General features: G+C 40.3%; 20 protein-coding genes. 12 read left to right on the top strand and 8 right to left on the bottom strand.

Annotated features, from left to right (window positions below; genetic code table 11):
- The 3 genes from ACWIUO_RS12455 to ACWIUO_RS12465 form a co-directional block, all read right to left on the bottom strand.
- Positions 1-1,140: hypothetical protein (locus ACWIUO_RS12455; RefSeq protein WP_454178211.1), on the bottom strand; the 1,140-nt coding region annotated here is incomplete at its 3' end.
- Positions 1,141-1,722: 582 nt separating this feature from the next.
- A complete protein-coding gene (locus ACWIUO_RS12460; protein WP_454178212.1) occupies positions 1,723-1,854 on the bottom strand; it encodes a hypothetical protein in 132 nt (43 codons plus the stop codon).
- The gene (locus ACWIUO_RS12465; protein ID WP_454178213.1) at positions 1,811-2,191 is read right to left on the bottom strand and encodes a hypothetical protein; all 381 of its coding nucleotides are present in this window, start codon (positions 2,189-2,191) and stop codon (positions 1,811-1,813) included. Before ACWIUO_RS12465 ends, ACWIUO_RS12460 begins: the two co-directional genes overlap by 44 nt.
- Here ACWIUO_RS12465 and ACWIUO_RS12470 point away from each other — a divergent pair.
- Positions 2,185-2,358: a hypothetical protein gene (locus ACWIUO_RS12470; RefSeq protein ID WP_454178214.1), complete on the top strand. Its 174-nt coding sequence runs from the start codon at positions 2,185-2,187 to the stop codon at positions 2,356-2,358. The two genes, ACWIUO_RS12465 and ACWIUO_RS12470, sit on opposite strands and share 7 nt — an antisense overlap.
- Before the next feature lie 191 nt (positions 2,359-2,549).
- Here ACWIUO_RS12470 and prfA read toward each other — a convergent pair whose 3' ends face one another.
- Both prfA and rpsT read right to left on the bottom strand, forming a co-directional pair.
- Positions 2,550-3,611 (bottom strand): peptide chain release factor 1, encoded by a 1,062-nt coding sequence (gene prfA, locus ACWIUO_RS12475; protein ID WP_454178215.1) that lies wholly within the window; start codon positions 3,609-3,611, stop codon positions 2,550-2,552.
- A gap of 72 nt (positions 3,612-3,683) precedes the next feature.
- Positions 3,684-3,950: a 30S ribosomal protein S20 gene (rpsT, locus tag ACWIUO_RS12480; protein WP_454172550.1), complete on the bottom strand. Its 267-nt coding sequence runs from the start codon at positions 3,948-3,950 to the stop codon at positions 3,684-3,686.
- 177 nt (positions 3,951-4,127) lie between these two features.
- Here rpsT and glmM point away from each other — a divergent pair, with 177 nt between their 5' ends.
- The 10 genes from glmM to ACWIUO_RS12530 all read left to right on the top strand — a co-directional run bounded on the left by glmM (position 4,128) and on the right by ACWIUO_RS12530 (position 16,124).
- Positions 4,128-5,567, top strand: coding sequence for a phosphoglucosamine mutase (gene glmM / locus ACWIUO_RS12485; RefSeq protein ID WP_454178216.1), 1,440 nt, complete (start codon positions 4,128-4,130; stop codon positions 5,565-5,567).
- On the top strand, positions 5,564-6,094 hold the full coding sequence (lspA, locus tag ACWIUO_RS12490) for a signal peptidase II (RefSeq protein ID WP_454178217.1): 531 nt from the start codon (positions 5,564-5,566) through the stop codon (positions 6,092-6,094). Before glmM ends, lspA begins: the two co-directional genes overlap by 4 nt.
- Positions 6,095-6,496: 402 nt before the next feature.
- Positions 6,497-7,909 (top strand): phosphoribosylamine--glycine ligase, encoded by a 1,413-nt coding sequence (purD, locus tag ACWIUO_RS12495; protein WP_454178218.1) that lies wholly within the window; start codon positions 6,497-6,499, stop codon positions 7,907-7,909.
- Positions 7,899-8,069, top strand: coding sequence for a hypothetical protein (locus ACWIUO_RS12500; protein WP_454178219.1), 171 nt, complete (start codon positions 7,899-7,901; stop codon positions 8,067-8,069). Before purD ends, ACWIUO_RS12500 begins: the two co-directional genes overlap by 11 nt.
- A complete protein-coding gene (locus ACWIUO_RS12505; RefSeq protein WP_454178220.1) occupies positions 8,059-8,535 on the top strand; it encodes an RDD family protein in 477 nt (158 codons plus the stop codon). Before ACWIUO_RS12500 ends, ACWIUO_RS12505 begins: the two co-directional genes overlap by 11 nt.
- The gene (locus tag ACWIUO_RS12510; protein ID WP_454178221.1) at positions 8,502-11,423 is read left to right on the top strand and encodes an LPS-assembly protein LptD; all 2,922 of its coding nucleotides are present in this window, start codon (positions 8,502-8,504) and stop codon (positions 11,421-11,423) included. The genes ACWIUO_RS12505 and ACWIUO_RS12510 overlap by 34 nt, the downstream gene beginning before the upstream one ends.
- Before the next feature lie 103 nt (positions 11,424-11,526).
- Positions 11,527-12,672: a hypothetical protein gene (locus ACWIUO_RS12515; protein ID WP_454178222.1), complete on the top strand. Its 1,146-nt coding sequence runs from the start codon at positions 11,527-11,529 to the stop codon at positions 12,670-12,672.
- 100 nt (positions 12,673-12,772) lie between these two features.
- Positions 12,773-13,549 (top strand): flagellar biosynthetic protein FliR, encoded by a 777-nt coding sequence (gene fliR, locus ACWIUO_RS12520; RefSeq protein ID WP_454178223.1) that lies wholly within the window; start codon positions 12,773-12,775, stop codon positions 13,547-13,549.
- Between the two features lie 56 nt (positions 13,550-13,605).
- Positions 13,606-13,743, top strand: a complete 138-nt coding sequence (locus ACWIUO_RS12525) for a hypothetical protein (RefSeq protein ID WP_454178224.1) — start codon at positions 13,606-13,608, stop codon at positions 13,741-13,743.
- 389 nt (positions 13,744-14,132) lie between these two features.
- A complete protein-coding gene (locus ACWIUO_RS12530) occupies positions 14,133-16,124 on the top strand; it encodes a methyl-accepting chemotaxis protein (protein WP_454178225.1) in 1,992 nt (663 codons plus the stop codon).
- A 132-nt stretch (positions 16,125-16,256) separates the two neighbouring features.
- On the opposite strand, the gene ACWIUO_RS12535 is transcribed toward ACWIUO_RS12530, so the two are convergent.
- Positions 16,257-16,403: a hypothetical protein gene (locus tag ACWIUO_RS12535; RefSeq protein ID WP_454178226.1), complete on the bottom strand. Its 147-nt coding sequence runs from the start codon at positions 16,401-16,403 to the stop codon at positions 16,257-16,259.
- 293 nt (positions 16,404-16,696) lie between these two features.
- Between ACWIUO_RS12535 and ACWIUO_RS12540 the strand changes: the two genes are divergently transcribed.
- A complete protein-coding gene (locus ACWIUO_RS12540; protein ID WP_454178227.1) occupies positions 16,697-16,891 on the top strand; it encodes a hypothetical protein in 195 nt (64 codons plus the stop codon).
- Positions 16,892-16,895: 4 nt separating this feature from the next.
- Here the strand turns inward: ACWIUO_RS12540 and ACWIUO_RS12545 are convergent, their stop codons facing one another.
- Entirely contained in the window at positions 16,896-17,084 is a 189-nt protein-coding gene (locus ACWIUO_RS12545; protein WP_454178228.1) for a hypothetical protein, read from the bottom strand.
- Between the two features lie 105 nt (positions 17,085-17,189).
- A complete protein-coding gene (locus ACWIUO_RS12550) occupies positions 17,190-17,318 on the bottom strand; it encodes a hypothetical protein (protein ID WP_454178229.1) in 129 nt (42 codons plus the stop codon).
- Positions 17,319-17,442: the final 124 nt, after the last annotated feature.

Genomic DNA, 17,442 nt, shown 5'->3' on the forward strand with positions numbered 1-17,442 from the left:
TATAAGAGTAGTAGCAGAAGTAGGGAGTGTGAGGCTACCGATATTTGAGCTATTTCCTATGTGGATAGAGTTCCAGCCACCACCATTGGCAGTGTTTAGAATAAGTGATGATATGTTTGCTGTGCCTGTGCTTTGTAGATTAGAACCGCTTAATGTAGCTTGTAGCGTTAGAGAGCCAGCATTTACATTTCCTATACGGACGGTGCGTAGCTGATTTTCCATCTTTATGGGTGTGCCACCACCGCTGATATTTAGCCTTTGAGAGCCTGTGCCTAAATCTAAGTAGTAGATAGCAGCCCCAGCTCCTCCCCACCAGCCATTAGCACTATTTGTATTGGTATATCGTGCGAGTTGCGCGACATTTTCAGAGCCATAGCAAAGTAGGGTATTGGATTTGTAAAAAGTCCCGCCACTACCACCTACTCCACACCACGCCACCGCAGTATCTATGCTAATGCTAGCTAGAATCGCACTTGTGGCTAAGGAAAGGGCTAGGCGTTTTTTGGGCGTTGGGGTTGCTTTTTTGTCATTGCGAGATTCTGCGCGCAGCGTAGAATCGTGGCAATCTATTTTATTATGTTTGTCAAAAGCGTGTTTTGCACTTTGTGGATATAGATTGCCACGCAAAAATTCGCTTACGCTCTTTTTGCTCGCAATGACAGAAGTAGAATCCTTGCTTATAATGTCGGCGGTGGAATCCAAAGAAACCCACCCCTTAGCCCCCTCCGCAAGGGAGGGGGAAATAATGCCGTCATTGCGAGCGGATTTGTAAAAATCCGCGTGGCAATCCAAATAAACCCCCTCCCTTGCGGAGGGGGTTTGGTGGTGGGTGTCATTGCGAGCAAATGCGACAGCATTTGCGTGGCAATCTACTTTGTCTATATTAAAATGTAGATTGCCACGCAAGTCTTGCGACTTGCTCGCAATGACGAAAGCAGAATCCTTGCTTACAATGACGGAAGTGGAATCATTGCCTACAATGACAGAAGTTTCTTTGTAAGTCTTGCAATTTGACGATTTGGAGCTAGAAAGATTTAGCGCGGAGTTACTCTCTCTCTCTCTCTCTCTCTCTCTCGTTTTTGCGCTATTGCTAAGCGCGACTTGCTTTGAAGCCATTGTGTTTGTCCTTGTGTTTTTCATCGTGTCTCCTTAGGATTTTCCTTAGATTTTGACGCTTTGTCAAAGCCTTAAGGTTTTTTTGGATTTTATCTATCTACCCCAAAATCTACAAAGTTTTTTTGAAGTTTTGTTTGCAAGGTTTATTTGCAAGGTTTTGCAACATTTAGCAACATTTTTGCAACATTGGCGTGAAAACTATGCCAAAAATTGTTTTTAACCCCTGCGTTATGCACTTTTTAAACCCTGCGTTTTTAAACTTGCATTTAAAAACTTGGGTTAAAAAAACCTGCCTTTAAAAGCTACATCTAAAAACTTCGCAAAAATCCTTTAGATTTTGCTAAAAGTAAATAGTGCGTAAATGTTAGTTAAATCTTTCTTAAACAACCCTTAAATATTTTAAAACATAGTGAAAAAATGCAAAAAATTTGTGATTTTTACAAAAAAAAAAAAACGGCACAAAAATGAGCGAAAAATGAGGGGGTTTTTATGAAGCATTATGTGGGAAATATGGTGGAAATGTTTTTTGTATTGTTAGAAAAATCTGTAAGTGGTTTTTTATAAAAATCTGTTGTGTTTTTATCATTGGACAAATTTGCATTGCCGTCATTGCGAGCGATTAGATTTTTGCATTTGTGCAGAATCTAATGCGTGGCAATCTATTGCTTCTGTATTGTCTTTTAGATTGCTACACTCACTGCGTTCGCTCGCAATGACTGCGCGAGCGTAGATTGCCACGCAAGTCTTGCGACTTGCTCGCAATGACAGAAGCAGAATCCTTGTCCGTAATGACGGAAGTTTCTTTGTCATATTGAGGCTTCGTTTTTGGCTTGTCATATTGAGCGCGAAATATCTCTGTTTGAGTTTTGAAGTTTATAGATACTTCGTTTTGCTTAAGTATGACAAAATTTGTTATAGATTGCCACGCGTTGCGTTGCAACGCTCGCAATGACAAAAGTAGAGTCGTTGCTCGCAATGATGAGATATTTCGCTTGCGCTCAATATGACAAAAATCTTTTGTGGATTGCCACGAATCTAGTCTTTTTAACAAAAGCCTAGATTCTCGCAATGACACCCACCCCCTTAATCCCCCTCCGCAAGGGAGGTGGAAATTCTCTCATTGCCACTCGGATTTTTTACAAATCCACTCACAATGACGGCGGTGTAGTCCAAAGATACCCGCCCAAAACCCCTCGCTTGTGGGAGGAATTTGGGGTGGGTTTTGCCCCCCGCTTCCCTTAGTGTGATGTGCGTTAATGGGTGGTTTTGTCATTGTGAGAATCTTGCGCAAAGATTTTGTAATTTTCTTAAAAATTGCAAAATCTTTTGCAATCCATACCTTTTATCGTTAGCGTGAGTTTTGTGCGTTTGTGTTGTTTTGCAAAACGAAATTGTATTAGATTTTGTGCTATTTTTGTGGGCATATAAGCCCTCTATTCTCCGCTCATCGCTTCGCTTTGGGCGTGGGTGATAAGCGGGTCGATGACAGAATCCAAATTGCCAGAGAGCATAATCTCCTCCAAACTATACAGCGTAAGGTTAATTCTATGGTCGGTTAGGCGGTTTTGCGGGTAGTTGTAAGTGCGGATTCGCTCGCTCCTATCGCCACTACCGACTTGCTCTTTGCGGTTTGCGCCCTCTGCTTTTGCTTTGTTTTCTAGCTCCATTTCATAGATTCGCGCTTTTAAAATCTTTAATGCTTTGTCTTTGTTTTTGTGCTGGGATTTTTCATCTTGCATAGAGACAGAAATCCCTGTGGGGATATGCGTTACGCGCACCGCCGAATCTGTGGTATTGACACTTTGTCCGCCGTGCCCACCACTGCGGAATACATCGATTTTTAAGTCATTTGGGTTGATATTTACCTCCACATCATCGACTTCGGGCATTATGGCAATCGTTACGGCAGAGGTGTGGATACGCCCTTGAGATTCTGTCTCGGGGACGCGTTGCACGCGATGCGTCCCGCCCTCAAATTTTAGCCTGCCATACACGCCCTCGCCCTTAATCAGCGCGATGACTTCTTTGTAGCCACCGACATTATTTTCGCTTGAGCTTATGATTTCGACTTTCCATTTGCGTAAATCAGCATAGCGACAATACGCCTTAAACAAGTCGCCCACGAAGATTCCCGCTTCATCGCCTCCCGTGCCTGCGCGGATTTCTAAAAATACATTTTTATTACCATTGGGGTCTTTGGGGATTAGCAGGATTTTGATTTGGGATTCTAATTGCTCTTTTGCGCTTTCTAGCGATTTTAGCTCATCTTTGGCGAGTTCGCCTAGCTCTTTGTCATCTAGCAGTGCTTTGTTTTGGCTGATAGATTCTAGGGTGGCGATGTAGGATTTTGCTTTTTGGGTGATTTCTTCTATGGAGGATTGCTCTTTGCTAAGCTCGGTTAGTAGTTTGACATCGCTTATGCTTGCAGAATCCGCTAACTTTTGGCTTATTTCCTCATAGCGTTTTATGATGGGTTTTAGCTTGTCAAGTAGCATTTAGAATGTCTCTAATATAAGATTCTGCATTTTGCGCATTCGCGCTCTAGCGATTGTCGTGGATATGGTGGCTTACGCGCTAAGTTTTTTGATTGCGCTATTTAGTCGGCTGACTTTTCTAGCGGCGGTATTTTTTTTCAAAATGCCTTTTGAGACAAATTTATGTAGCTCTTTGTTTGCCACTTTAAACGCCTCTTGGGCTTTTGTGATGTCTTTGCTAGCTATGCCCTCTCGCACGGATTTTATGATATTTTTGATTCTGGTGCGATAGTAGCGATTGCGCAAGGTGCGTGTCTGTGTCTGACGGATTCGTTTTTCTGCGGATTTATGGTTTGCCATAATATTGTCCTTTTGGAGTGAAAATTAAGTCGCGTATTTTACAGCAGTTTTGATTAAAATGAGTTTAATTGACTAAAAAACATTTCAAAAATCGTAGCAAAAATAGTGTAAGATTCTAAATATAAATCACAAAGACACATAGCAATAAACAAAAAAGGCAAAATCTAAGGAGCAAAAGTGGCAAAAATAGCAAAGCAAGCAAACCCCCTCAACGAAAATCCAAACGATAACAAAGAAAATTTTCACAAAAAGGTATTTGGCACTGATGGCGTGCGTGGCGAAGCAGGAGGGGTCATCACGCCTAGCCTTTGTTTGCGACTTGGCATAGCAGCGGGGCTATATTTTCACAATCAAAATTCTAAAGACTCGAAAGGTGAGCATAAAATCCCTCTAAGCAATAAAATCTTAGTCGGCAAAGATACGCGCCGAAGTGGCTATATGATAGAAAATGCCCTAGTTAGCGCGCTAACAAGCGTGGGATATGATGTCATACAGGTAGGTCCTATGCCTACGCCTGCTATCGCATTTCTCACGGCTGATATGCGCTGTGATGCGGGGATAATGATTTCGGCTAGCCACAATCCTTATGAAGATAATGGAATCAAATTTTTTGATAGATTTGGGCATAAGTTAGATGAGAGGGCAGAATCTAAGATTGAAGAGATTTTCCACTCATCAAATCTTGTAAATAATGCCTATAAAAAAGGCAGACAAATCGGTAGCTCAAAGCGCATAGATGATGTCATCGGGCGATATATCGTGCATATCAAAAATGCCTTTCCAAAAGAACTAACCCTGCAAGGGCTTAGAATCGTGCTAGATTGCGCTAATGGTGCGGCGTATAAAGTCGCGCCTACGATTTTCCGTGAGCTAGGCGCAGATGTCATCGTGCTAAATAATGAGCCAAATGGATTTAATATTAACGAGCAATGCGGGGCTATGCACCCACAAAATCTAGCAAAGGCGATTTTGCAATATCGTGGGGATATTGGTTTTGGGCTTGATGGCGATGCTGATAGGCTAGTGGTAGTCGATGACAAAGGAGGCATCATCGATGGGGACAATCTAATCGGTGCGCTTGCGTTTTATTTGCACTCTATAAACGAGCTAAATAGCCCTACGATAATCGCAACGCAAATGAGCAATCTAGCACTAGAAGAATACCTAAAATCGCATAATATCGAGCTAAAGAGGTGTGGGGTGGGAGATAAATATGTATTTGATGCGATGAAAAAATATCACACAAATTTTGGCGGGGAGCAAAGTGGGCATATTATTTTTAGTGATTATTCCACCACAGGAGATGGGCTACTAAGCGCGATACAAGTAATGGCACTTATTTTGCGCTCAAAGGGAAAATCTCACAAAATCTTACGCCCCTTTGAGCTATATCCACAAAAATTGTTAAATATCAAAGTCGCTTCAAAACCACCGCTAGAATCATTAAACGGCTATAAACAATTATATGAGAAAATCACAAAGGCAAATTTGCGTCCCCTTATCCGCTACTCTGGCACAGAAAATAAATTGCGCGTGTTGCTAGAGGGCAAAAGCGTAGAATCAATAGACAATCTAAGCAATGAAGTAGAGAGTTTTTTCAAAGGAGCATTAGGGTGAAAAATCCTCAAAATACGACATTTTTTTCATATCTCCCACCAAAATATCCACATAAAAGTCCGATAAAAAGCAAAATCTATGCGTTTTTTAAACTTATGTTGATTATTGCTGTGGTTATTTGCATTGACCAATTTGTAAAGGGGATTATTTTAGATGGTTTTCGCTTTAGTAGTGAAGTGATTTCTATCGTGCTAGTGCATAATGATGGCGTGGCGTTTTCTATGCTAGCAAATCTAGGCGAATACCTAAAATGGCTTCAAGTGGGATTTTTGCTAGCGATTTTATTATATTTGCTTTGCAATAGTGATGCGATGAGGAGGTATTTTTTAGGATTAGGATTGATAATGGGCGGGGGGATTTCAAATGTGATTGATAGGTTTATACACGGCGCGGTGGTGGATTTTGTGCATTGGCATTATGGATTTGAGTTTGCGATATTTAATGTCGCTGATGTCTGCATAGACGCGGGCGTAGCCGTGCTAATAATCCAATGGCTATGGCTAGATAAAAAACAAAATCAACAATAATTTAGACATAACAAATGTTTCAAACACTACAAACTTATCAATCTTGCAAAATCTAATGAACTTAGATATGTTTGTAGTCCAAAATTAAACCAAACAAGCCTATAATTAGACAATTAAAATGAAATGTCAAATGAAAATGATTTTGTTGCGCCTAGATAATTCGTGTTTCTTTTTTGGTGAGTCCGTTAATCAAAGTATTTTAGGTTTTGGTAGCGGTTTTTGTGTGTCGGTATTCGCGTTTGGAGCTTTTTGGTAAGTGAGTGTCTGCCGCCTGATAAAATCCTCCGACCTTATTTGTAGCTTGTAAAAGTGGGCTGCGCAAAGTTTAAGTAACGATTATTTGGGTGCGTTTATGATTTTGCACGAAAACGACAATATAAAATCAACCACAAAAGGCAAAAAATGTCAAATATAGATTCTACAAATCCTGCTAATTTATCTACTAATCTAGCGAAATCTAATCCCGCGAATAAAACAGATTTTGCAAAACAAGAATCCAAAAATCCACACCAAAAATCTAGCTTAAAATCTATCCTCATAGTCGGCAATGGTGGCAGAGAATACGCTATTGGAGAGCATTTAAAAAAAGATTTTCGTGTGGGGAAAATCTACTTTGCGCAAGGCAATGCAGGCACGCAAAATCTAGGGCAAAATATAGAGCTAAAAGAAAATGCTCAAATCGTGGATTTTTGCAAACAAAATCAAATCGATTGGGTTATCATAGGCGGGGAAAATGCGCTAGTAGCGGGGCTAAGCGATGATTTGCGTGCAAATGGCATAAAGGCTTTTGGACCTAGCAAAGAGGCTGCAAAGCTGGAGGGCTCAAAGGCGTTTATGAAAGATTTTTTAAGCGAGTTTGGAATCCCCACTGCGCGATATATCCAAACAAGCGATGTGCAAAAGGCACTAGATTTTGCACGCACGCTAAATCCACCAATCGTAGTCAAAGCTAGCGGGCTATGCGCGGGCAAAGGCGTGATAATCGCTCAAAGCTACGATAAAGCAAAATCTACGATAGAATCTATGCTGTGCGGGGATAGCTTTGGGGAGGCGGGCAAATGCGTGGTGGTGGAGGAATATTTGGAGGGCTATGAGCTATCTGTATTTGGGATTTGCGATGGGGAGGATTTTGTCCTGCTACCTGCCTGCCAAGACCATAAACAACTCTATGATGATGACAAAGGACCAAACACAGGCGGTATGGGGGCATACACGCCCACGCCACTTTGTGATGAGAAGCTACTAGGCAAGATAAAATCTAAGATTTTCTCCCCCACGCTAGATGGTATGAAAAAACGCGGTGCGCCTTTTTGTGGAGTGCTTTTTGCAGGCATAATGGTAGTAAAGCAAAATGGAAAGCTAGAGCCATATCTGCTAGAATTTAATGTCCGCTTTGGCGACCCAGAATGCGAAGTGCTTATGCCATTGCTAGAAACGCCATTGCTTGATATTTGCGAAGCGATAGAATCAAAAAATCTAAAAAATTTGCAAGTAAAATTTAGCGATAAACACTGCGTGGCTGTCGTGCTAGCAAGTCATAATTATCCCTTTGGCACTAGCACTCCACAGCCTATCAAAATCCTGCCATTTGATACAAATCTAGGAAGCGTGTGCTATGCGGGTGTAAGCAAAGATGGCACAAAATCTACCCAAATGCTAGCAAGCGGAGGGCGCGTAGCCCTAGCCGTAGGCATCGCAGATACTTTAAGCAAAGCTCAAAAAAACGCGTATAAAATCGCAGAATCTATCATATTTGAAGGTGCAATCTATCGCAAAGACATTGCAAACAAGGCGTTAAAAGGCATTGCAAAATAGCGATAAATACAAAGCCGATAGATTTTGCTACATTTGCAAAACAAAAACGCAAGACAAAGCAAAATCTAAAATCAAACAAAAGCAAGATTTTGCAAAATCATTTTTTCCAAAACACAAAAAAACACAAAAAACCACCACAAAGGACAATAATGAACGATGAACAAATCCAAGAGATACTTGATAGAGAGGATATACAGCTAGCAGGCATTGATAGGCGGTTTGTGGCGTTTGTGATAGATAGTTTGATAGTGAGTTTGGTAGTGTGTTTGCTAAATTTTGAGAGCTTAGAGCGCATAAGCCAAAGTATGCAATCAAATGACATAGAGCAAGTCATACTTGCTATGGGACCTATGCTGTGGCAAATGATAGTGCTAGATGTAGTTTATCAGTGGATTTTCGTGGCGTGGTATGGAGCGAGTGTGGGCAAAATCTTATGCAAAATCGAAGTGGTAAGCATAGATTTGCTAGATTCGCCAAGTGTTGGCAAGTCGTTTTTGCGTGCGCTATTGCGTGAATTTTCGCAAGTGGTGTATTATATCCCGTTTGTGTTTGCGCTAGGCGATAGCTTTAAACGCACGCTTTATGATAGGCTTTGCCAAAGTATCGTTATCCAAAAAAAGCGATAGATTTTGTGGTGTGGCATTTAGCGATGGGATTTTGTGCGTTTGGCGTGAGGGGGTGTGGCAGGGAAGCGTTTGGTAGAAATGGACGCGTTAGAAAAGGTTGCGGGGTTAGATTTTTTCTTTTGTGCGGTGTTTTTTTGGTAGCAAATGTGCTAGCAGATAGCTTTGATACGACAAATATGCGAGGGTTTAATCTTGGTGATGAAAGCCTAGCCCAAAGCCTAAAATCCCAAAGAAACGCGCAAGGACAAATACAAGACGCCACGCCAAATAAGCAAATAATACAAACTAAGACACAACGCGCAACAAAATCTAAAAAATACAAAAAATCCAAAACAACATACACAAAGCCACAGCGATACACAAAGCTAATCAAATCCAAAAAAAAGCAAAATGTGTTTAATGAGGATTTTAGCGATTTGGGAGAATCTAGGCTAGATTTTAGCGAGAATGCGCTAGAACATAAAGCAAATGAAACAAACCAAAATCCACAAAATCAAAATAGCACAAAATCCACCCCGCCACTCCCTATCACGCCCGCTTCCAAAACCGCCGCCAAAGAATACGACAAAGACAATCAACGCATTTTTGAGCTACTAGCCGATGAGGTAAAAAGCGAAAATAATATCGTATATGCCATCAATAATGCCGTGATGATAAACCCTGATTTATACACCATAGCCGATGTCATCAAATACGACTTAGAGCGCAAAAAAGTCTATGCAAGCGGAGATGTGAGAATCTATCGAGGGGAGAGTTTGCTTGTGCGGACGCATTCTGCTAGCTTTGAGCTAGATGACAAATACGGAATCATAGAGCCACTATATTTGCAAGACACCACTAGCGGAATGTGGGTAAATGCTACAAGTGCCACTAGCAAGCAAAATCTATATAGCTTCAAAAAAGCTACGATTTCAGGCTGTCAAGTGCAAAGCCCGATATGGCGTATAGAGGCTAGCTCTGGCTCATACAACGCCGATAAAGAGCGAATCTCTATGTGGAATCCACGCGTATATATTGGCGATGTGCCGATTTTTTATTTTCCATTTTTTACGATAGATACCAACCTAAACCGCAAAGCAGGGCTTTTGATGCCTTATTTTATCTCATCTAGCACGGAGGGTTTTATCTATGCCCAGCCTTATTTTGTGCCTGTAAAATCGTGGTTTGATATGACATTCACGCCACAGATTAGGACTTCGCGTGGCGTGGGGGGGCAGTTTGAGATGAGGTTTGTAGATAGCGCAAATGATAGGACTTATGCCGAAGCGGGCTATATGTATAATTTTGATTCTTACAAAGATAGATACAATATCAAAAACCGCGAAGTTTATGGATTTCGTTTTTTTCATCTAGGCAAGCAACCATTTCAAAAATATTTTAAACTAAAAAACGAGCTAGATAATGGAATCTATGTCAATATGGTGCATATGAACGATTTGGATTATTATCGTTTCGATAAGGCAAATAAACGAATCTATGACGCTACTTACGCTTCTAAGGCAAATTTTTACCTGCAAAGTGATAATCACTACTTTGGGATAAATATCAAATATTTTCTAAACCTCTCAAAGCTAAACAACGCTAGCACTTTTCAGTCTGTCCCAAACCTGCAATACCACAAATACACAAATTCTCTGTTTTGGAATTGGTTGCTTTATTCTATCGATTATCAAATGAAAAACACCATAAGAGCGCGTGGCTATGGCTATGTAGAAAACGCGCTAAAAATCCCCATCGGTTTTCAATTTTCGCTATTTAAAAAATATGTATCCATTGGATTTTGGAATGAATTTTATGCCGAAAATCTAGTGGTGCATTCTGCAAATAATAGCTATATGGGCGGAAGCGCGCTAGCAAATACTGCCCTAGCGAGCGAAGCTAGCCAAATCCCAAATGAACTAAAATATGGCAATATTTTTTCGGCAAATTATTCGCTATCGCTAAATACGGATTTATCGCGTAGTTTTAACAAAATCTTTCATACGATTCAGTTTGAGACACTTTTTAGCGGACCATATCCAAATGTCGCTTATACCGATGGGCTTTTTGATAGAAATATAAGCGGGGCTTTTTCTAGCATAAAAGCCGCAGGGCTAGGCAATCGTAGCAATGCTAATCTATCTCAAAATATCAATGCGGATTTTGCAAATACTTTTCCTTTTTTTATAAATGGTGCGTGGAGGTATTATGATGATATTTGGGACCCTAGCGGGATAAGCGCGTATAGCGTTTTGTCAAATACGCTAGATATGAAGCTAACGCAACATTTTATCACTAATAACGGCAGGCATATTTTTGATTGGAGAATCTTTCAAAAACTAAATTTTGATGAGCTAGAGCTAGAATCAAACCGCATAAATGGCAAAATAGAGACAAAAAATATCGCCAAACGCCCGCTAGAAAATCGCTTTAGCCTAACCCCCATAGATGGGCTAAATATCTCTACTAGCTTTTTTTATTCGTTTTATTACAATGCGTTGAGCGAAATCTCTGCTAGCCTTAGCTACAATGTAGGCTCTTTTAGCTCACTTATTTCGTATTATTTTAAAGATGGCGGGCTAAATCGCGGATATGATTTGACTTCCAACACGCTTACGACAAATACAGGGGCGCATTATCTGCGAGGGGTGCTATCCAAAGATTTTGGGGTTTTTGCCCTATCAGCGCAAGTGGGCTATGATGTGGAAAAAAACTTCTTGCTTGATTGGGATATTGGGATTTATAAAAATGTGCGTTGTTTTGGGATAGGATTGCGCTTTGTCAATCGCAGGCGTCCGATTTTGACAAATAATGAGAAAGAACCATTTTTTGTTCAAAATGATTATTTTGTCCGCATAGTGTTTAACTTTGTCCCGCTAGGTGGCAGTGGGCTATCGATGAGATTTTAGATTTTGGTATAATTTTGGCAAAATTTTTAAGTTAGCAAAAAGTTGGCAAAATCTATTAAAATCCTAAAAATCTCTAAAATTCTCAAAAAAAGGAACAACGACAATGCCAAGCAAAATCGCCCAAAAACACGCAAAATCTACTATCAAATCCGCTCCCAAACCAGCCCAAAAAGCACTAGATTCTAGCGCGGAATCTAAGCTAGATTTTATGCAAGATTTTAATCGAAATCTTAATGCGGATTTTAGGCAGGATTTTGGCAACGATAGCCAAAAAACGAGCAATGAAAAAACAAGTAGTGAAAAAATAAGTAGCGAAAAAACAAACGCAAAATCTAACGAAGACACAAAAAACAAAATCGAAAAAAGCGATAAAAATACTGCGCCAAATCCCACCGCAAATCTATCTAAAATCCAAAAAGACACAGCATTTGCCAAAGCAAAAATCTCCCCCAAAGACACCATAAAGCAGCTAAACAAGCAGGGCGCAAACTCACTAGGAAATCTCCCTAGCCAAACTCTCTCTAATCAAATCTTTATCCACCCGCATTTAGCCACAAAAAAAACATTTCTTTTTGCAAACCGCCAAGAAGCGTTTGACAAGCTGTATGATTGCTTTATCAACCAACATATTGATTCTAAGCAAAATCTTATTTTGGCTACGAGTTTTGATGGGCTATTTTTTGCGCATTCGCTAGCACACAAGCTAGAATCCAAACTTGACTTGCTTTTTAGCGCGCCTATTTTTGCTCCGATGAATGATGAGTGCGAAATCGCAAGCGTGAGCGAAAATATGGACATCGTGCTAAATGAAGAATTGATTGATAGTTTTGATATTACGCTTGATTATGTCTATGGCGAGGCTAGGCGGACTTATGAGGAAGTGCTTTTGCCTAGAATCTACAAATTCCGCAAAGGAACTACGCTTAGCGATTTGTCCCAAAAAGATATTTTTCTAATCGACCAAGGCGTGCAAAGCGGAATCACAATGAGCCTAGCGATAAAAACTTGTATCCAAAAAAAAGCAAAAAGCATATTTGTGCTAACGCCAGTCATCTCACGCGATGTCGCAGAACTGCTAAAACGGCATTGCGATACGCTAATTAGCGTGGATAGTGTGGATTATTTTGTAAGCACGGAGCATTATTATGAGAGTTTAGAGCATTTGAGCGAAGAAGAGGTGCTAAGCATTATGAGTGCGCACACCAAAATCGAAAAACAAAACAATGCAAAAGAAACTAAAAAAATCTAAAAAAAATCTAAGTTGTTTTTAGTGTTTTGCTTTTTTGGTGGATTTTGATTTAAGCAGATTTTGGTAAAAATCTTAAAAAAATCTTACACGAAGGGATTTTATGGAATTTTTAGCTTACCTAACCGATGGCAATGTAACGACATTTTTTTTATTGCTGTTGCGATTTAGCGCGATATTGGCGTTTTTTCCGTTTTTTGATTCCCAGCTTGTGCCTGTGAGCGTGCGCGGAGGCTTAGCGTTTTTTCTTACAATCGTATTTTTGCCATTAGCCCATTCCCCTGCGGTGATTACTAATCTACCTGATGTGCTTTATGCGGCGTTTATGGAAGTCGCGCTAGGATTTATGGCGTCTTTGTTGCTTCAAGTGGTGTTTAGCTCTCTTGCTATCGCGGGGGATACGATAAGTTTTTCTATGGGCATGACTATGGCGAGTGCCTATGACCCAAGCAGTGGCAACACCCGCCCCATCATTGCTCAAGTGCTTATCATCGCTGCGCTTACGCTTGCTTTGGTGCTAAATTTTCATCATTTAGTCTTGCAGTTTGTGGCGTATTCATTAAAGATTTTGCCATTAGGTGAGGTGGCTTTTTCGCCAAATGTCATAAACTACATTATCCGCGCATTTGGAGGAATGTTTGCGCTAGGGTTTGCGATGGCTTTCCCCGTGCTAGGCATTATTTTATTATCGGACATTGTCTTTGGTATGATTATGAAAACGCATTCGCAATTTAATCTTTTTTCCTTTGGATTCCCTATCAAAATCGGCATAGCACTTTGCGTGATAATCCTAATCGTCCCCGGGATTTTGTATCATTTCCGCACGGATTTGTATCAAGCATTTCAAGCAATGTCGCTTATTTTTGATTTGGATAGATGACGCAAAATCGCATAAAAACGCATTTGCAAATATGTTTATTTACGATGAGGTTGAAAATGTTGAAAAGTTTTTCAAGTAAGATTTTGTTTGGGATTTTTAAAAAAATCAACTCATTTCAAAAGGCGTGGCAAAATCTAACTCAAAATCTAGTAAAAAAATGGCAAAAATCTAACAAAAATATGGCGTTTTTATAAAAGCGTTTTTAAAATTTTTCGTTGATTTTGCTAAATGTTGATTTTTTTGTGATTTTGTGCTATGCCAAATCATCACTATCAAAAAACATACTCATTTTATCAGGTAGAAATTTTCTATCAAAAATCCATAAAATTTGGTTTTTTTCTTTGATTGTTGTTTTTTTGTTTTTAAGATTTTAGAGTATTTTTTGCATTTTTTGATTTTATTTATCAAAATCAAAAATCCACATATAAACTTCCACAAACTTCCACAAACCTCTAAAATACGCAAACAAAACCCCCACCAAAATCCGCCAATAAGCCAAATCCTTTACGCGTTTTTTTTTTTTTGTTATAATATTTTTTAACCAAAATCAAACTTCCAAAACCAAAACTGCAAGGGGTAGAAAATGTTTAAAACGGTCGCTTCTAAGATTTTGACTCTAGTCATAGGCATTTTTGTCGTGCTTATAGGGATTGTAAGCGTGGTAAATTATGTGCGCACTTCCAAATCCACCACGGATATTTTTAACGGCTTGCAACAGCTTATGCTCCACTCATCTTTCACTACGATAAATATCACAATGGGCATCGAAGCAGAACAGCATTTGCGAGAGCTATCAGCCCTGCTAGCAAATGTCGATAGAAACGACATTGTAGCCCAGCGCAAGATTTTGGCAAATTTAGCGAAATTTGTCCAATATGACGCGGCGTTTATCGTGTATGAAAATAGCGATGGGAAAATGATTTCAGGTATGCCAAAAAGCGATATAAACAAACTATCGCCATTCCCAGATGACGGGGATTTTGACTTCCGCACGCGAGGGTGGTATAAAGCTGCTAAAAACACAAAGAAATTTTTTGTAACCGCTCCGTATGAATCAAAAGTCGCGGGAATGGAAGCGACAATCTCTGCCACTGCGGCAATGCCATTTTTTCGCAATGGTAAGTTTGAGGGCGTGATTGCGGTGGATATTTCGGTGGGCGGATTTCAAGATAGGTTTAAAAATTTTTATCGAAAAGAATTGCCAAGCCTAAGAATCTTGCTTATAGATTCTGTGGGGGAGGTGTTTTCACACGCGGATTTAGACACCATAGGCAAGGATAAATTTAAGCCACTAGGCGAAAAAATCGTAAATCAAGCTAGCAAAAAGCCGATGGGAGAATTTCATACGACATTTTTAGGCATTGAAAAAATCGTTTTTTATGAGCAAATGCCATTTGGCTGGATAATCGCCGCAGAAGCAAACGAATCAGATTTGACAAAAGCTATCAATGAAAATTTTATCGCTTCAACCGTGCTTGCACTGCTTTTGCTAGGGTTTGGTGGGGCAGGGCTATTTTTTGCTATTAAGCATTTTTTCAAACCGCTTGGTGCGATACAGCAGGGGTTGCATAAATTTTTTGCATTTCTAAACTATGAGACAAAAGACGCCCCAAAATCGCTAAAACTAACAAGCCACGATGAATTTGGCATAATGAGTAGGGAAATCGATGAGGGCATAAAGCGCACGGAAAATATCATAAACAAAGATTCCGCGCTTGTCAAAGAAGTCGCAGATGTGGTAAATGAAGCAAAGCAGGGGCGATTTGGCAAGACTATCACGCTAAGCAGTCCAAATCCACAAACTAATTCTCTAAAAGATAGGCTAAATGAGATGAGTCAAACCCTCTCACAGCTAGTAGGACACAAGCTATCAAACGCCACGCAAGCTTTTGCAGCCTATCGCAAAAATGATTTTAGCACGCGCATAGAAAATCCACAAGGAATCGAAAGGGATATAAATCAGCTAGGGGATTCTATCACGGAGATGTTGAAGCATTCGGCTAGCTTTGCCAAAGAGCTAGGGGGAAAATCTAGCGAGCTAGAATCCTCAATGCAATCGCTAACTGAGCGCTCTCAAAAGCAAGCCACTTCGCTTGAAGAATCCGCTAGCGCGGTAGAGCAGATAAGCTCATCTATGCAAACAGTAAGCGAAAAAACCGATGAATGCACGCGACAAGCCGAAGACATAAAAAACATCGTAAGCGTGATAAAAGACATAGCAGAGCAGACAAACCTGCTAGCCCTAAATGCCGCTATCGAAGCAGCGCGGGCAGGGGAGCACGGGAGAGGCTTTGCGGTCGTGGCAGATGAGGTGCGAAAGCTAGCTGAGCGCACAGGGCACTCACTAGGCGAAATCGAAGCAAATGTCAATGTCCTAGTGCAGTCTGTAAATGAAATGAGCGAATCGATAAGCGAGCAAGCCACAGGACTAAGCCAAATCAATGAAACAATCGCCCAACTAGAATCCGTAACGCAAGAAAATGTCGAAGTAGTCCATACTACCAATGAAATCGCTAAACGCGTAAATGACATAGCTGATGAAATATTAGAAGATGTCAATAGCAAGAAGTTTTGATAGGGGGTTGTTATTTTTTTTTTTTTTTTGTTGCGGGGGTGGATTTTGTGTTTGTTATTTTTGGGCGTGATTTTGTGATTTTGTATTTGTTGTTTTTGAGTGTATTTTTGTGATTTGCGATTTTGTGAGCGATTAGAAAATCTGCTTAGAATCCGTTTTAGATTTTGCTTTGAATTTATTATGAAATATAGATTCTAGTGGGTGGGCGTCATTGTGCGAATCTGCGACCTGAACAAACATTGCAAATTCGTGGCAATCCAAAACACCGCTTTTCATCATTGCGAGAATCTAGGCTTTTGTTAAAAAGACTAGATTCGTGGCAATCCACAAAAGATTTTTGTCATATTGAGCGTTAGCAAAGTATCTCTAAACTTCTAAAACTCAAACAGAGATATTTCGCGCTCATGCGCTCAATATAAAAAAGAAAATCGTCATTGCGAGCGTTGCAACGCAACGCGTGGCAATCTATTTTGTCCATATTGCATTGTGGATTGCCACGCGGATTTTTTCAAATTCGCTCGCAATGACGAATAAACGCCTTGAGATACTTCGGTTTCTTGCGAAACCTCAGTATGACAATGTTTTTTTGCTTATGGATTGCCACGCGTGGCATAAGCCACGCTCGCAATGACGACAATGTAAAATCTTGCAATGGCAATGCAAATTCTCACAATGGCATTATTTTCCACTCCCTTACGGATTCGCACACTTCTTGTCCCTCCTCCTTTGCGGAGGGGGCTAGGGGGTGGGTAGATTTGTCATTGTGATAATTTATGAAATATTTAGCCCAATAAGGATTTTTATCATTGCGAGCGGATTTGTCAAAAACTCGTAATGAAGGAGGTTTTTGTCATATTGAGCGTTGGCGAAATATCTCTGTTTGAGTTTTGAAGTTTTGAGATACTTCGCTACGCTCAGTATGACAAGAGAATATTCTGTAATTGTAAGTAAGGATTCCACTTTCGTCATTGCGAGCAAGTCGCAAGACTTGCGTGGCAATCTACTTTGTGATAAAAACAAAATAGATTGCCACGCGTGGCATAAGCCACGCTCGCAATGACGAATCTACCCACCCCCTAGCCCCCTCCGCACGGAAGGGGGACAAAAGGCGAAATTCTCCACAAGGGGAGGGGGAATAATGCCGTCATTGTGAAAATTTGTATTGCCGTCATTGCGAGCAATTAGATTCTGCATTTTTGCAGAATCTAATGCGTGGCAATCTATTTTGTCTTTATTGCATTGTGGATTGCCACGAATTTACTTCGTAAATTCTCGCAATGACGAAAAATCCCCCTCCGCAAGGGATGGGGACTAAGAT

Source organism: Helicobacter sp. T3_23-1056 (assembly GCF_053654535.1).

Bases quoted from the DNA above. Each gene is read 5' to 3' on its own strand.
- ACWIUO_RS12470 (WP_454178214.1), top strand. From the start codon at position 2,185: ATGACACCCACCCCCTTAATCCCCCTCCGCAAGGGAGGTGGAAATTCT.
- prfA (WP_454178215.1), bottom strand. From the start codon at position 3,611: ATGCTACTTGACAAGCTAAAACCCATCATAAAACGCTATGAGGAAATA.
- rpsT (WP_454172550.1), bottom strand. From the start codon at position 3,950: ATGGCAAACCATAAATCCGCAGAAAAACGAATCCGTCAGACACAGACA.
- purD (WP_454178218.1), top strand. From the start codon at position 6,497: ATGTCAAATATAGATTCTACAAATCCTGCTAATTTATCTACTAATCTA.
- ACWIUO_RS12505 (WP_454178220.1), top strand. From the start codon at position 8,059: ATGAACGATGAACAAATCCAAGAGATACTTGATAGAGAGGATATACAG.
- ACWIUO_RS12515 (WP_454178222.1), top strand. From the start codon at position 11,527: ATGCCAAGCAAAATCGCCCAAAAACACGCAAAATCTACTATCAAATCC.
- fliR (WP_454178223.1), top strand. From the start codon at position 12,773: ATGGAATTTTTAGCTTACCTAACCGATGGCAATGTAACGACATTTTTT.
- ACWIUO_RS12525 (WP_454178224.1), top strand. From the start codon at position 13,606: ATGTTGAAAAGTTTTTCAAGTAAGATTTTGTTTGGGATTTTTAAAAAA.
- ACWIUO_RS12530 (WP_454178225.1), top strand. From the start codon at position 14,133: ATGTTTAAAACGGTCGCTTCTAAGATTTTGACTCTAGTCATAGGCATT.
- ACWIUO_RS12535 (WP_454178226.1), bottom strand. From the start codon at position 16,403: ATGATGAAAAGCGGTGTTTTGGATTGCCACGAATTTGCAATGTTTGTT.
- ACWIUO_RS12540 (WP_454178227.1), top strand. From the start codon at position 16,697: ATGACAATGTTTTTTTGCTTATGGATTGCCACGCGTGGCATAAGCCAC.
- ACWIUO_RS12550 (WP_454178229.1), bottom strand. From the start codon at position 17,318: ATGCAGAATCTAATTGCTCGCAATGACGGCAATACAAATTTTCACAAT.